The organism is Thiomonas sp., assembly GCF_054608695.1.
This window is the reverse complement of sequence record NZ_JBTRXV010000004.1, coordinates 11904-26877: the sequence shown is the minus strand read 5'-3', so window position 1 is coordinate 26877 and position 14974 is coordinate 11904. Positions and strand designations below refer to the sequence as shown.

The window sequence follows — 14974 nt, the reverse complement described above, 5'->3', positions numbered from 1 at the left end:
CTCAGAACATCCAACTTTCCGGCGGATCGCCTTGCTCATCGTCGTCAAAAGACGCATGAATTTTGCCCTTGTAGACATCGCTACCCGGGTCTTGGTAGTCCAAGATACGCAGGCTTCCGTTATCCAAAATTCGCGCATCAAAGCAGGTGTAATCCTTGCAATTGGGGCAGTCTGCCGCAGCCTCAATGAGAACTGCGCGTGCGAATTTCTTGATGCGACCCTTCGGTTCAAGCGTTTGTTGGCAAAATCGACAATAAAAATTGGGCCTGTCAATATACGTGCCAGATTCCAGTCGAATTGGAAAGTGATGCATAACACTGGATTGTTGGAGTAGGTACCTGGCGTGCAGGTCGTCGCGAGAATATCCGCTACTTGGACTATTAGCGTCGTCTTCGGTGGCGGATGCCTTGAACAAGCTGATCACATTGCTGGCTTCGGTCATCAGTTTCATGGTGAACTCCTTCTGCAAGGATCATCTCACGACACATCGCCGCTGCAAGTCGCGGCGCGCTGCCCCTCTAAATCCGTCACATGAGGGGCAGGAATCCAAATCACGAGCGATGAGCGTGCGCATGAAGCCCGGCCGCACTTCGACATCGGAAAAACGCTGATTTCTGCCATGATTTCAAGCGCAGCATCTGCCGTGGGTGGCTAATATGGAACAGTCGCATCACGCGGCAATGTTTTCCCAGTCCCGCACAAGCGGAGTTTTCAACCGGCATGTCCGATTCCATGCGCCCCTTCCGAGGCGACAAGAAATAGCTCCTGAGAGAGCCATCGAACCGCTCCTCCAGGCGGTTTTTTTTGGGCCCCCATCGAAAAAACATGCAAAACCCTGAGTGATGCACGAAACGAGGCGGGCTGCCGTTCCTGGGTCGTTTTGCGCACCCTACAGTGACCCTACCGAAAAGTTTTTAGGCTAGAAAAGATGGGCAAGGCCGCCCTCGCCGCGCATCGTTGAAGCATGACGACCGCGACGATGCCATGACTCTCGAGGGAGCATGGCCGCCAGACGAAGGTCTGGTTCACAGGAATCAAGCCCGATGCAGTGAGCCTGACAGACAGGCAGCATCCGCCCGGCCCCCGTCACAGGGCCAGTTCCTTCCATCCGGAGGGAGACCACAACCCGCAAGGGCGTGGCGAGAGGGATTGGTGGCGACCAACCCGATCGAATGCGAGACTCCTGAAGCAAGATCGCCCCTCGTATACGAGTGAAAGGCAGGACGTGGGGCCTCGATCCGCGACGACGACGATGCTCGTCTGACAGCACCAAACCCTCGCCATGGCTCGTGCTATGGCGGCAGGCTCTTTATTTTCTCCCTGGTTGCCATGCCAAGATGAACGGCGCGAGGCATTGCGGCTAGCGCATGACAACTCACGACGAAAACCGGCCGCCGTTTCAGAATGAAAACGTCAAGACGAGAGTCTCTCCAAATTTAGTAACTTGAAAATGGCAATCTGCTTGAACCACCAGATAATGTTTTTTAAACCAATCTTCAGACTTGCACTCGCTCAACCGGATGCCGACCGATGCTATAGGACATGAAAGTCACCAGGACCAACAGCCTAGGCCGATTGCTCATGCAACAAAGGATGCATTCGGCAATTGGCTCGCTCCCCACGAGTTAGGGAAGTGCTGATTTATTCGCCACCGGCGGCGGCCTGCGCTGGCTGGACGGGGAGCGAACTGGGACAATGGTCCTGGGCGCCCGAGGGCACGAGGAACGATGATGCAGACGAGCTTTTCCGAGTACGAGTACGCGAGCAAGAAGAAGCTGACGCGACGCGACCGCTTCCTGGCGGAGATCGAGGCGAGGACGCCGTGGGGCGAGTTGGTGGCGGCGATCGAGCGGCACGACCCGAAGGGCGGCGGCCGCGGGCGCCCGCCCATTGGACTGGAGCGCATGCTGCGCATGTACATCGCGCAGAACTGCTTCGGGTTGTCCGACGAAGGCATCGAGGACGCGATCGACGACAGCCAGGCGATCCGCAGCTTCGTGGGCATCGATCTGGGCCGCGAGGCGGCGCCGGACGCCACGACGCTGTTGAAGTTCCGCCGCCTGCTCGAAGACAAGCAACTCACCGAGTCCATCTTCACGACCATCAACGCCCACTTGGCGGCCAAGGGACTGTTCCTGCGCCGCGGCACGGTGGTGGACGCAACCATCATCGCCGCGCCGCCGTCGACCAAGAACGAGAAGGGGGAGCGCGACCCCGAGATGCACCAGACCAAGAAGGGCAATGAGTGGCACTTCGGGCTCAAGGCTCACATCGGCGTGGACGCCGAATCGGGCCTGGTGCACACGGTGATCGGCACCGCCGCCAACGTGGCCGACGTCACCCAGGCTCAGGAGCTGCTGCACGGGGATGAAACCGATGTGTTCGCCGACGCGGGCTACCAGGGCGTGGCCAAGCGCGAGGAGAACATTGGCGTGCCCGTGAACTGGCATGTGGCCATGCGTCCCGGCAAGCGTCGGGCGCTGGCCGGGCACGGCTGGGCTCAGAAGCTGGAGTGGGTCGAGCAGATCAAGGCCAGCATCCGCGCCAAGGTCGAGCACCCGTTCCACGTCGTGAAGAACCTCCTTCGGCATCGCAAGGCCCGCTACCGCGGCTTGGCGAAGAACACGGCGCAACTGCACACGCTGTTCGGCCTGGCCAATTTGATGCTGGCGCGGCGGCTGGTTTTGGACATTCACGCCCGAGGTGCGTCCGCCGCGTGAGAAATGGGCAAAAAGGAGTCGCTGACGGCACGTTTCGGACCGATTTTTAGACCAGCAGGCCGGCGATTGCTCAGTCCTTGAGCAAATCGCGAACCCAGGTGCCGGATCGTTCGACTCCAACCTCATTTCTTCAGCACTTCCTTAGATAGTGTCGTCACGAGATATGCAGCCAGAGGGCGAGACAGCGAATTTGCACGGCGGCAACGAATGAGGCGACGTTTTTGCGTAGCGCGTGGCGATTCCCCTCCACCGCTTGAGATGCAGGAAGGCGTTCTCGACCAGGTGGCGCAGCTTGTAGAGCGCTTTGTCGTACGTCCTGGGTTGCTTACGGTTCTTGCGCGGCGGAATCGCGGCTTGCGCACCTTGCGCTTGGGCTTTGGCCACGATGGCATCGCTGTCGTAGCCTTTGTCAGCAAGCAAATAGTCCATCTTGAACCCGTCCATCAACCGCTCAGCCTCTGCGCAATCTGCTCGGGTACCTTCTGTAATAACAGCTCGGAGCGGCAGACCATGCGCATCCACGGCCAGATGTATCTTGGTGTTGAGCCCCCTTTTGTACGGCTCATGCCCTGATTGCCTCCACGCGCTCCCGCTGCATGCGGGTGAACCTTGCAATGACTGGCATCGATCATGAGCCATTCGAAATCAGGCTCCACAATGAACTGCTCCAGCAGCGACTCCCAAATGCCCTGATCACGCCAGCGGCAAAAACGTCGATGGGTGTTTTTCCACCCACCATACGAGGCCGGCAGGTCTCGCCACGGTGCACCGGTGCGAAGAATCCAGAACACGGCATTGACGAATTGGCGGTTGTCCTGCGCAACCCCACCCCAAACCCCCGCTCGCCCCGGCAAATGGGGCTCGAGCAAGGCCCAGTGCCTGTCTGATAGGTCGTGTCGATGAAGAGTCTCTGGCATCTCAATAGCGCGGTTGTTGCGAACAACGCCATCATGCCACAACTCGTGACGACACTATCTAGGTTTGATCGTCGGCGACAACAAAATTTTGACCGCCTACCAAGGCATGCACTTTATTTATCGAATAGGAATGGTTATCATTTGCTGAATTGCCGCGGAGTTCTTCCCATGAGACATGTCCTATTTTTCACTGCACCGATGCTGCTGGCTCTAGCCGCCAGCACGGCGGTCGCCAGCGATCTGCCGGAATACAAACTGGTCATCAAGAATCACATCTATCAACCCAGCGAACTCAAGGTGCCAGCCGGCGTCAAGCTCAAGCTCATCGTGCACAACGAAGACGCCACCCCGGAAGAGTTCGAGAGTACGGACTTGAATCGCGAGAAGATCGTGCTGTCGAACAGCAGTTCCCTCGTTTACCTCGGGCCGTTACGTGCCGGTCGCTACCAGTTTTTCGGTGACTTCCATCAAGACACGGCTCAAGGCCGGCTGATCGTGGAGTGACGTGATGCTTGGTGTTGCCTTGTTGGTATTTCGTGAAGTGATGGAGGCGGCGCTGATCGTCTCCATTGTCTGTGCCGCCACACGCGGCGTTGCGCGTCGCGGATGGTTCGTGACCGCAGGCATCGGGCTAGGTATAGCTGGCGCACTCCTGGTGGCCATGGGGGCTGACCTCATCGCTCGATTTGCCAGCGGTTCCGGCCAGGAAATCTTCAACGCCTGCGTGCTGCTGTCCGCCGTTGTGATGATCGGCTGGCACGTCGTGTGGATGTCCAAACACGGTCGTCAGTCGGCCCAGCACATGGATGCGATCGGCAGTGCCGTCAGGGCGGGCTCCAGTTCGCTGACGCTGCTGCTGGCGGTGGTGGCGATCGCGGTTCTGCGCGAAGGCTCCGAGGTCGTGTTGTTCATGTATGGCATGGCCATCGGTGGAATCGGCGCGGCGGGGTTGACCGGCGGGATCGCGCTGGGCGTCGGCAGCGGTGCACTGCTCGGTTTCGCGCTGTATTTCGGTCTGCTGCGTATCCCGATGAAGCATTTCTTTAAGGTCACCAACTGGATGTTGGTGTTGCTGGCGTCGGGACTGGCATCCACTGCCGCGCGCTTCCTGGTCCAGGGCAATCTGCTGCCGTCCTGGGGAACTCAAGTGTGGGACACCTCCTGGTTGCTGTCGAACGGCTCGTTGGCAGGCCAGACGTTGGGCATCCTCATCGGTTACGACGCCAGCCCAACAGGACTTCAGTTTGTTTTCTACGCAACCACATTGCTGCTGCTGGTCGTCGGCATGGGGCGGGGGGGCCGAGCACCGCCATCACCCGCGTCACGCACGCGCTCGCAGCCACCGGATCCAACGACCGAGTCGCTGCGCTAGCTCGATCCCCCTTTGCTGCTCGCTCGTATCCGCGGCATGCTGCCGCCGGTCGGGAACGTGCGTCTTGAACCATCACCACAGGAGCCATCCCGTGTATTCATCGTTCCCTCAAAAACCTTCGGCCCTTCGTGTTCACGACGGCATCCAGCGTTCATGCGCCATCGGTCTGGGAGCGATCCTTCTGTTCGTCACCGGAGCGGCCCAAGCGGACGACTTTATCGTCTACTCGCCGCACGTCCTCGCCACCCAATCGGAGATCGAGCTACGCGGTTATGGGTATGGCGATCCACGTGCCGATTTCAACGGCGGCCAGGCTGCCGAACTCTCGGTTTCCCATGCGTTCACCGATTGGTGGAAACCGGAACTCTATCTCACGAGATATCAGCGGGAACCGGGAGGTGCCGGGCAACTGCTGGGCTACGAGTTCGAGAACACCTTTCAGTTGACGCAGCCGGGCGAATCGTGGGCCGATTTCGGTTTTCTGGCCGCGTACGAACACCAGGTTGTCACCGGTAAACCTGATGCCGTCGAGTTTGGGCCGCTGGTCGAAAAGACGGTGGGGCGGTTCACCCACAGGGTGAATTTGATCTGGGAGAAACAGGTGGGCACGGGCGCCAATGGCGCATACATGTTTCGTTACAGCTATTCGGGCACCTATGCGGTCTCCGCAGCCTTGCGTCCCGGCATTGAAGCTTATGGGCGACCCGGTGATCGTGCGTATCAGGCAGGCCCAATTGTTGCCGGTGAATGGCATGTCCCCGGCACGACCAGCAACCTCGAATACCGTTTCGGGGTGGTGCTCGGTATCAATGCGGCGGCACCTCGGCGGACGTGGCTGGCCCGGGTTGAATACGAGTTCTTCTGATCTTCTGATCAATAGTGACGCAGCCCAAAACATAGGACGCTTGCGAGGATACTCCAGCCGTTGCGGGCAACCCTCAACCAAATCCATGAGCCCAACGGTGCTCGGGACTTGAACCGCCGATGTCGTCTTGACAGGTCAGGACATGGAAATCAGACGGCCCTGCTGACGGAGCAACGCCGCAAATTCATCCGCTGGCACAGGCCGGCTGCAGAAATAGCCTTGGTAGGCGTCACAACCATGGGACCGCAGAAATTCCAACTGCTCTGCGGTTTCCACACCTTCGGCCACAACACGCAACCCCAACTCCCTTGCCAGCAAGAGCACAGCCTTGGTGATCGCGATATCTTCAGCGTCATTCGGCAAATCTTTGATGAAGGCGCGATCGATTTTGAGGGCGGAGACCGGCAGGCGTTTGAGGTAGGCCAGTGACGAATAACCCGTACCGAAGTCGTCGATCGCCGTATCCACGCCCATCACCCTCAATTGCGCGATCAATGCCGCAACCCGTTCGGCCGCGTGCATCAGGACACTCTCGGTGATTTCGAGTTCCAGCATGCCGGGATCCAGCGCGTGCGTGTCGAGGGCATCTTGGACGACACCGAGAACACGATCGTTTTGCAACTGCGCCACGGCACAGTTCACCGCAACGGGGACGATCGAGATGCCATCTTTCTGCCAATGCGCTTGCTGCGCGCACACCGTGTTGAGCACCCATGTACCCACTGGAACGATCAGCCCGGTGTCCTCGAGAATCGGGATGAACTCGGCTGGCGCCACAAGCCCTTGTTCAGGATGCTTCCACCGCAGCAGTGCTTCGGCCCCGACAATCCGGCCCGTGGCGACGTCGACCTTGGGTTGGTAATACGGAACGAATTCCGTCGCATCCAGCGCCTTGCGCAGGGCCCCCTCCATCTCGAACATCTGACGCTGGCGCCCATACAAACCCTGTTCATACAGCGCCCATTGTCCGGCCCCCTTTTTCTTGGCTTCGCGCATGGCGATGTCAGCGCGGCTGAACAGTGCACTGACATCGTCGCCGTCGGCGGGGTAGCGAACGATGCCCATGCTGGCGCTGACGTGAATCTCTTGCGTCCCCAACAGCAGCGGGGCCTTGAGCGCTTGGCGCAACTGCTCCGCGCGCTCGGTGATGGCCTGCGTATTGAGCATGTGCTCCGAGACCACCGCGAACTCGTCATCGCCGACATGCCCCAGCGTCTCGGCGCCACGCAGGCTTGAACGCAATCGTGCCGCCACTTGAACCAGAACCTGGTCTCCGACCATATGCCCCAAGGTGTCGTTGATCGCCTTGAAACGGTTGATTTCGAGCACGAACAACGCCATCTCTTTCCTGTTTCGGCGAGCCCTGGCCATCGCATGTTCCGTGTGCTCCAGGAGTTTGTTGCGATTGGGCAGTTCGGTCAAAGGGTCGTGATAGGCCAGCCACTGCGCATGCGCATGCGCAGTCCGGATTTCCGTCAGGTCGCGCGACATGGCCACAGCTCCCAGGAAGGTTTGCTGCGCATCGTGCAAGGGGTAGCTGGAGATCTGGAGCTGCCGTAGCTCGCCTGTCCCGCTGTACGCCAGGAACTCGGCTCCAGCAACAACCTCACCCCGAAAGGCTCGCGACAGTGGCCGCTCCGCGAACGAAGCTGGGCGTCGATTCGGGTGGAGCAGCGCGTGGTCGTGGGCCCACTCGTCAAGGTCCATCGGACGTTCGGTGGGCTCACGTTGGCAATCAATGAGGGCGTTTGTATATCGAATTTGGCCCTGCTCATCGCAAGCCACCACGCCGTCGGTCATGTTGTCCAACACCGCTTGCAAGAAGGTATGGTTGCGGCGCAAGGCATCGGCCTTGGCCAGGAGTTCACTGACGTCCTGCACGAACGCAATGGCCATGATCACGCTGCCGCGCTCGCCAAGAACCGGGGCGACATGCAGGCGTACCCAGACATAATCGCCGGACTTGCAGCGATAGCGGCGCTGCGCACAGTAGGCACCGCTCAGATCGGCAAAGACGTCGGCCACGCTCCAGGTGGCCTGCTCCAAGTCTTCTGGATGAAGAAGGTCCAAAACACTGGGCAGTCGGCGCAACTCCTCTTCGGAGAAGCCCAGCATGTCGACCAAGGCGCCATTGGCTTCCTGGATGCGTCCGTCCCGGCCAAAGATCGCCATGCCCATGCCGGAATAGTCCAGACCGATGCGCACGCGTTGTTGGCTGTCATGCAGCCGGCGCACCATCGGACGCAGTTGCCAGCGCAGGAGTGCCAGCCCCATCAGCAACAAGGCAGGGATCAACAAGAGCACCACGCGAGAGGTCGTGATCAAGGAGCCGAACAATGCCCTTGCGGATATCTGACTGACCATGCCCAGTCCGGTGCTACCCACCGGAGCGTAGGCCACGATCATCGCGTCCTCGTTCCCGTTTTGATGCCGTGTCGGGCGGATCACCACCCCATGTTCGGCGTGCAAGGCCAGGAACTCGGGAGCGTCTGTTTGTCGTTGGGGCTCAGTCATAAACTGTGGATGCTCATTCGCATGGCCCGGCGAACACAAAGCTCCGCCCTGTTGCCGGGCGCAGACCACAACCGTATGCCCTGGATCCCTCTCATGGAGCGCGAGCTCGGAAAAGTAATCGGACTGCAGGGGCAATACCGCTTCAAGACTGCCCAAAACACGTCCGTTCTTGCGGATCGGCATGAGGGCGCGAAGGATGAACTGCAAGCTATGCGGGTCGCGCAGCAGCCATGCCTGGCCCGGATACGGCCACTGCACGGGCAACCCGGCATCGCTTGCCGTGAAACGCCCCATCTGATACACAATCTGCCCTTGGACATTGCGCAGGACAAGCCATTCAGGGGCAATTTGCTGAGCGCGATCTTCCACGGCGTCCTCAAGCCCACTGTGTTGTGAGTCGATGCCCGACGAAGCATCCAGAAGGCTCATGACGCGCTGATTTGCGGCGAACGCGGCGACGTCCTGACCGCGATTGCGTATCTCTCGGTTCAGTGTGAGTGCAAGCCGGTCATTGTCGTGTTGCAAACGTGTTCTCAGGACGTGCTGGGCGTGCCTTCCCATGAGGGTCGTCGCCAGCAATCCAGAGCCCACCCCTGCAAACACCAGCGCCAGCCCTGCTGCGACCAGGACTTTGCGATCCATGCGTTCCCGCAGAAGCCGGCGCAGCCAAGCGAATCTGCTGAAGAGCGCCATCACGATGCCTGCGAAGACAAGGAACACAACCGGCGGTGGCAGGAGTTCCTGAGTGCGAATGAGGCCGACTTGGTACTCGGGAAGTCTGAGCAGCGCCACTGGCGCCGCAAGTGCAGCGATGAGCAAAATACTGATATCGAGATACCTGTCGAGGTTGATGTTCAACTTGCCTTGCATGTTGTGTCGTTCTCAAGGTGGGGCGAGTCATGCGCCGGGCCGTCATGGGCAGCGGTGGATATGGTCGTCGGACGAGGCGTCCGGCTCCAGAGCTGCCAGCCGCGTTGGCGTGAACCTTTGCGCGCCTTGACGTCATAAAGCGCCTCATCGGCATGGCCGAGCAAGATGTCGGGCGTGGCGTCATCCGAAGGGTAAACCGTCAGCCCCAGGCTGATCCGCATGGGGGTCGATTGTCCCCCGGGCAACGTGTACGGCGCCGTCAGCTCGGTTTCCAGACGGTCCAGCACCGTTGAAAGGTCATGGGGGCCCGCGAGCTCTTCAAGGACAACGACAAACTCATCGCCACCGAGCCTTGCGATCGCATCGGCACCCCGTAGCGTGGTCTGCAGGCGCCGACTCACGTCGCACAGCAGCGCATCACCGGCGGCATGGCCCCAGGTGTCATTGATGGACTTGAAATCGTCCAGATCCAAAATACCGATGGCCACTTGCCTGTGGCGGCTTTGCGCCCGGGCAAGAGCTTGAGGAATGTGTTCCAGGATGGATCGGCGGTTGGGCAGCCCCGTCAGGGCGTCCGTCAAGGCCAACGTTTCAATCCGCTGACGGTCGCGCACCTGGCGCAGCGCAATGGCCGCACTCTCCAGGATGTTGGTGACCAGATGCTGGAGCTCCTCGTCGATGGCGTGCGGATCTCGGGCCACCAGAATGACCACACCCATCGGCTCTCCAGAGTCAACCGCCAAGATGGGCCAGCCCGCGAGCAGCCCCATGTCACACAGGGGCGGCTGACGCCAGCGTGGCGACAACTTGGGATCGGCCGACGGGGTCTGAATGAGAACGGGAGCGCGCGCGTTCCAGACACGCGCGCGCATGTAAGCGCCCTCTCCCCTGGCAAGCGCTTGCAGCGACACGTCCATCAGATGGCTCAGCGCCTGCTCAAGGGGCCCGGCAATGACGCGGCGCTTGAGCATGTCCCCTTCGGGAGCGAAGACCTCGACGACGTCGGCTCCCGTTTCCGCGACCAGCGTTTGCGCCAGGACCCTGTACACGCCCGCTGCCTCGGTGGCTTCCAGCAGTCCGCGCTGGATCTTGCGCCGCGCCGAGCGGTAACGCTCGATGCGTTCCAACTTGACGATATTGGCTTGCCGGTCGATGCATTCGGCAAAGGCGTCGGCCATGCGCTGGAAGACTTGGACCGCCTCCGGGCCGATGACGCTTTCGCTGGCGTAATACGCGCAGACGAGAACGGCCTCTCCGTCCTGAGTCCGTGCTGCGGCCGACAGCACGCCCGCAATCCCGAAGGCCTGTGCGCGCTGTCGCCAGGGGGCGAACTCCGCAGCCTCGATCGTGGCATGCTGGGGCTTTCCCGTCATGATGGCCTGGCTGCCAGGGCCCCGGCCTTCCGGACGATTGCCGTCGGTGCTGATCCGCAAGTTTTGGACAAAGTCGCTGGCGGGGCCCGCGCAGGCGGTCATGTCGACCCCAATCTGGCCCAAAGGCAGTCGTCTCACGCAGACGAGGCGTGCTTGCAACAAGGCGCAAAGGCTGGTCGCCAGATCCTCGAATGTGGCCGACACATCACCAACCTTGTGCGCCATCAGTGCCTGCGTCGTCTGGGCCAAGGCGGCATAGAACAGCGATGATTGGCGCGCCGTACGCTCTGCATGCTCCAGACGCAAGGTGCGTTGACGCTCCAGCCGCTGGAGCTTGTTCAGGCGCAAGTGTTGACGCCGACCGAAAACTGACCATCAAACGGTGTAAGTGCCGCTTCAAAATTGACCAGGGTGTTCCACTGCTCTGCTGAATAGTTCAGCAGAGGACAAAGAGGTGATCACCATGGACATGATTGGCAAGGTCAGGCGCATGAGGATGCGCGACCAACTCTCCCTCAGCGAGATTGCAAAGCGCACGGGCCTGTCGCGCAACACGGTGAAGAAGTGGCTCAAGGCGCCTGGCGAGGTCGAGTCCAAGTACCGGCGGGTCAGCCGCGAGACCAAACTCAGCGCGTTCAAAGCCACGCTGGAGCAATCCCTCAAGGCCGATGCGCATCGGCCCGAGCATGGCAGGCGAAGCGCCAAAGCCCTGTTCTCGCAAATTCAAGCCCAGGGCTACCGAGGTGGCTACAGCGCCGTCACCGCCTTCGTTCGTGCCTGGCGCGAACAGTCTGGCAAGACTGTCACCAAGGCCTTTGTTCCACTGAGCTTCGCGTTGGGCGAGGCCTTCCAGTTCGACTGGAGCGACGAAGCGCTGGTCGTCGGAGGGGTGTTCTACAAGGTGCAGCTTGCGCATTTGAAGCTGTGCGCCAGCCGCGCCTTCTGGCTGGTGGCCTATCCCAGCCAGGGGCACGAGATGCTGTTCGATGCGCACACGCGGTCGTTTGCTGCGCTGGGCGGTGTGGCGCGTCGAGGGATTGACGACAACATGAAGACGGCCGTCGACAAGGTTCTCAAAGGCAAGGGGCGCGTCGTCAACGCCCGGTTTGCGGCGATGGCCAGCCACTATCTGTTCGACCCTGATTTCTGCAATGTTGCCTCCGGCTGGGAGAAGGGCGTGGTGGAGAAGAACGTGCAGGACAGCCGCAGACGCATCTGGATCTGGGCCGACACCCTGCACCCGGAGCACAAGACGTTTACCGTGACCGAGATGCTGGAACTGGAACAAGCCCACCTGATGGCCATGCCAGAGCCCTTTGACGGCTATGTGGAGAAGCTGGCGCGGGTGAGCAGCACGTGTCTGGTGGTCATTGCACGCAACCGCTACTCGGTACCCTGTGAATGGGCCGGTCACATGGTCAGTACACGGCTGTACCCGAGCCGCGTGGACGTGGCCGCAGGTGACATGTTGATTGCCAGCCACACGCGCCTGGCCAGTGTGGGGCAGATTGGCTACGACTGGCAGCACTACATCGACCTGGTCCAGCGCAAGCCAGGCGCGCTGCGCAACGGCGCCCCGTTCCTGGACCTGCCGCCGGCCTTGCTGCGGCTTCGACAGGGGTTGCTGCGCCACCCGGGCGGGGATAAAGCCATGGCCCAGGTGCTCGCCGCCGTCCCGCAGGCCGGGCTGGAGTCGGTGCTGGTGGCGGTTGAGTTGGTCCTGGAGGCCGGCGCACCCAACGGCAACATCAGTGTCGAGCATGTGCGCAACGTGCTGGGGCGGCTGAACACGCCGCAGATCCCGGGGCCAGCGCAGACGACGCTCAGCCTCCATGTCATGCCCAAGGCAGATACCGCACGGTACGACCGGCTGCGCCCGACCCAACAGGACAACGTGGAGGTCAATCATGGTTGATGCCCCATGTGACGTCCAAGCTGGCCTGAAGGCGTTGCGCCTGAATGGCATGGTCAATGCATGGGCAGACCTGGTGGAGCAAGGTGGCCACAGCGACCTGGCCTCCTCACGCTGGCTGATTGAGCACCTGCTGCAGGCCGAGGATGTGGACCGGGCGATGCGCTCGATTGCGCATCAGATGAAGTCCGCACGCTTCCCGGTACACCGGGATCTGGCGGGCTTCGACTTCGAGGTGTCGCAAGTGGACCGTGCGCTGATCCAGAAGCTGGCCGACCTGTCATTCACGCAACAGGCCCACAACGTGGTGTTCATCGGTGGGCCCGAGCACGCGACATGATGCTCACCTCACCACGTTATTGAAGTTCAAGGGAAATCTGTCGAGGATCTTCTGGGAGCGGACGCACGCCAGGCGATGAGACCGATGCGCGGACCTCGGGACGCTGTAGATCGACGGCCTTGATGGCCCAAGGCGCGCCCTTGCAGGCCTGCGTGGCGGGAAGTGTAGCGGCGCTGATCATGCGCAACACCGTCATCTTGCTCGTGCCGAGCGCTTCAGCGGCTTGCTCCAGAGTCAGCTCACCGCGCGCTTCGCGCTCTGCGTTTTTGTAGACCGCAATGTGGTGGTCGCCGCGGAACGAACGCACCCGCATTTCCGTCCAGGTATGCCCTTCGCCAGTCCGGTGGCCGAGACGATTCAGCAACGAGGCGATGCCGGCGTCATGGAGCTGGCGTGCGAGCTGCACGATCAGAACCTGGACCTCAACATCGGTGGTCCAGCGGTGCTGTCCACTGCGGTTTTTTACGACGCTCAATTCGGTGTGGTCGCCTCCCTGCCAATGCATGATGAGTTCGATGCGCGCCTCGGCCACGCGCGCCACGATCTCCCTGATCACGCAGCGCAGGATGCGTTTGCGCACGGCGTTGCCGGCCGCCGGATGGGACCACACCCGCGGCAAGTCGGTGCCCAGGGCCATCAGGTCGTCACGCTGCTGTGGCGTCAGGCTCAAATCGGCCACGGTCTGCAGCGTCTTGATCTCCGACTCGCGCCGGGAAACCTCGGCGAGGCGCTCGTTCCAGCGCCGTTCGAGTTCGGCGGCCACCAGTCGATTGCCGGGGTCAACGGCGTCGAACTGCCGCTGCGCACGCGCCGCCTCAAAGCGGACCTGCTCCAACGCGAGTTCGAGCTGGCGCCGCGTCGCGTACTCATCTTTGGCATGGTGCTCGATGGCGCACAGTGCGGCCTGCACCCCGAGCGGCCGCAGCACGCTCAGCACTTCGCCGGAGACGGCCTCGTCCACGCGCAGCGAGCCGAAAGAAATGCATCCAGGCACCGCGCCATGGTTGATCGCGGCCCCCTTGCAGTGATAGCGGGCGATGTTGCCGTCGCTGCCGCTGTAGGCGACGTGCAGCTTGCGACCACAGTGCGCGCATCGCAGCAACCCGGCCAGCAATGCCTCTCCGCGACGGGGTGCGCCGCACGCCATGCTGCCGCGCATGTTGGTGTTGTCGGCGATCACGCGCTGGTTGTGCTCATAGGTCGGCCAATCAATGTAGCCCTCGTGGTGCTCCTGGATCAAGACCTGCCAGTGTTCCTGGGCACGACGATGGCCGTGCACGACGCGCTTGCGGCCGGCGTCGATCCGGACGCGTGTCTCGGTGCGGCCAAACGCATAGGCGCCGGCATAGACGGGATTGGTGAGGATCTTGAGCACCGCGTTATAGACCGGCAGACGCCAGATCACGCAGCGCCGGCCGTTCTCGTAGACCGCCGAGGGCAGATCAATACGCTCTTGTCGGAACCACAGCAGCGCCTGGCGCACGCTGCCGGCCTGCGCGAATCGACTGAATACGGCCGAGATCGCTTCGCGGATGCGCAGATCAGGGTCGAGTTCGACTCGGTCACCGTCGGTGCGCACATAGCCGATCGCCACCGTCGTGTGCAGATCGCCCCGCGCCGCCTTGAGCTTGAGGGCTTCAACGGATCGTTGCCGAAGGAGGGACAACTCCATCTCCGACATCGTGCCTTTCATGCCCAGCAGCAACCGGTCGTTGACGCTGCGCGGATCGTAGACACCATCCTCGTCGACAATGACGCTCCCCACCAGCGCGCAGAACTCCAGCAGCGTGTGCCAGTCGCGACCGTTGCGCGCCAGGCGCGATGCCTCAATGGACACCACGGCGCCGACCTGTCCGCCGCAGATCGCCGCCAGCAGTCGCTCAAAGCCTGGCCGTGCGACGCCGCCGGCGGACACACCGAGGTCGTCGTCGATGACCACGACCTCGGTCCAACCGAGCGCGCGTGCCCGATCTGCCAGGGCGTATTGGCGCCGGCGACTCTCATGGTTGTGGCGCAACTGATCGGCAGTGGACTGGCGCACGTACACGTAGGCGCCGCGCGCCAAGTGCTCAGGGTTGATCTTGTTCATCG

General features: G+C 61.5%; 9 protein-coding genes and 2 pseudogenes. 6 read left to right on the top strand and 5 right to left on the bottom strand.

Annotation, left to right across the window (positions count from 1 at the left end):
• Nucleotide 1: 1 nt before the first annotated feature.
• Nucleotides 2-451 carry a hypothetical protein gene (locus ACYCUK_RS03480; RefSeq protein ID WP_461593440.1) on the bottom strand — a complete coding sequence of 150 codons (450 nt, stop codon included), beginning with the start codon at nucleotides 449-451 and terminating at the stop codon, nucleotides 2-4.
• Nucleotides 452-1730: 1279 nt separating this feature from the next.
• Here ACYCUK_RS03480 and ACYCUK_RS03475 point away from each other — a divergent pair.
• Complete coding sequence (locus ACYCUK_RS03475; protein WP_461593439.1) at nucleotides 1731-2720, top strand: IS5 family transposase; 990 nt, start codon at nucleotides 1731-1733, stop codon at nucleotides 2718-2720.
• Between the two features lie 154 nt (nucleotides 2721-2874).
• On the opposite strand, the pseudogene ACYCUK_RS03470 reads toward ACYCUK_RS03475, so the two are convergent.
• Nucleotides 2875-3637 (bottom strand): annotated as a pseudogene (locus tag ACYCUK_RS03470) (IS5 family transposase).
• Nucleotides 3638-3805: 168 nt separating this feature from the next.
• On the opposite strand from ACYCUK_RS03470, the gene ACYCUK_RS03465 reads away from it, so the two are divergent.
• The 3 genes from ACYCUK_RS03465 to ACYCUK_RS03455 all read left to right on the top strand — a co-directional run bounded on the left by ACYCUK_RS03465 (nucleotide 3806) and on the right by ACYCUK_RS03455 (nucleotide 5874).
• Nucleotides 3806-4141: a cupredoxin domain-containing protein gene (locus tag ACYCUK_RS03465; RefSeq protein ID WP_461593438.1), complete on the top strand. Its 336-nt coding sequence runs from the start codon at nucleotides 3806-3808 to the stop codon at nucleotides 4139-4141.
• A 4-nt stretch (nucleotides 4142-4145) separates the two neighbouring features.
• Nucleotides 4146-5009, top strand: a complete 864-nt coding sequence (locus ACYCUK_RS03460) for an FTR1 family iron permease (protein WP_461593437.1) — start codon at nucleotides 4146-4148, stop codon at nucleotides 5007-5009.
• A 91-nt stretch (nucleotides 5010-5100) separates the two neighbouring features.
• A complete protein-coding gene (locus ACYCUK_RS03455; RefSeq protein ID WP_461593436.1) occupies nucleotides 5101-5874 on the top strand; it encodes a hypothetical protein in 774 nt (257 codons plus the stop codon).
• Nucleotides 5875-6009: 135 nt separating this feature from the next.
• Here the strand turns inward: ACYCUK_RS03455 and ACYCUK_RS03450 are convergent, their stop codons facing one another.
• Both ACYCUK_RS03450 and ACYCUK_RS03445 read right to left on the bottom strand, forming a co-directional pair.
• Complete coding sequence (locus ACYCUK_RS03450) at nucleotides 6010-9246, bottom strand: putative bifunctional diguanylate cyclase/phosphodiesterase (protein ID WP_461593435.1); 3237 nt, start codon at nucleotides 9244-9246, stop codon at nucleotides 6010-6012.
• Nucleotides 9243-10979 carry a diguanylate cyclase domain-containing protein gene (locus ACYCUK_RS03445; protein ID WP_461593434.1) on the bottom strand — a complete coding sequence of 579 codons (1737 nt, stop codon included), beginning with the start codon at nucleotides 10977-10979 and terminating at the stop codon, nucleotides 9243-9245. Before ACYCUK_RS03445 ends, ACYCUK_RS03450 begins: the two co-directional genes overlap by 4 nt.
• 115 nt (nucleotides 10980-11094) lie before the next feature.
• Between ACYCUK_RS03445 and istA the strand changes: the two genes are divergently transcribed.
• Both istA and ACYCUK_RS03435 read left to right on the top strand, forming a co-directional pair.
• Nucleotides 11095-12546 (top strand): IS21 family transposase, encoded by a 1452-nt coding sequence (istA, locus tag ACYCUK_RS03440; RefSeq protein WP_461593519.1) that lies wholly within the window; start codon nucleotides 11095-11097, stop codon nucleotides 12544-12546.
• Nucleotides 12539-12868, top strand: a pseudogene (locus tag ACYCUK_RS03435) (ATP-binding protein); the annotation flags it as partial. The gene istA and the pseudogene ACYCUK_RS03435, both read left to right, overlap by 8 nt.
• Nucleotides 12869-12899: 31 nt before the next feature.
• On the opposite strand, the gene ACYCUK_RS03430 reads toward ACYCUK_RS03435, so the two are convergent.
• The gene (locus ACYCUK_RS03430) at nucleotides 12900-14972 is read right to left on the bottom strand and encodes a recombinase family protein (protein ID WP_461593433.1); all 2073 of its coding nucleotides are present in this window, start codon (nucleotides 14970-14972) and stop codon (nucleotides 12900-12902) included.
• Between the last annotated feature and the right edge of the window lie 2 nt (nucleotides 14973-14974).

Bases quoted from the DNA above. Each gene is read 5' to 3' on its own strand.
- ACYCUK_RS03480 (WP_461593440.1), bottom strand. From the start codon at position 451: ATGAAACTGATGACCGAAGCCAGCAATGTGATCAGCTTGTTCAAGGCA.
- ACYCUK_RS03475 (WP_461593439.1), top strand. From the start codon at position 1,731: ATGCAGACGAGCTTTTCCGAGTACGAGTACGCGAGCAAGAAGAAGCTG.
- ACYCUK_RS03465 (WP_461593438.1), top strand. From the start codon at position 3,806: ATGAGACATGTCCTATTTTTCACTGCACCGATGCTGCTGGCTCTAGCC.
- ACYCUK_RS03460 (WP_461593437.1), top strand. From the start codon at position 4,146: ATGCTTGGTGTTGCCTTGTTGGTATTTCGTGAAGTGATGGAGGCGGCG.
- istA (WP_461593519.1), top strand. From the start codon at position 11,095: ATGGACATGATTGGCAAGGTCAGGCGCATGAGGATGCGCGACCAACTC.
- ACYCUK_RS03430 (WP_461593433.1), bottom strand. From the start codon at position 14,972: ATGAACAAGATCAACCCTGAGCACTTGGCGCGCGGCGCCTACGTGTAC.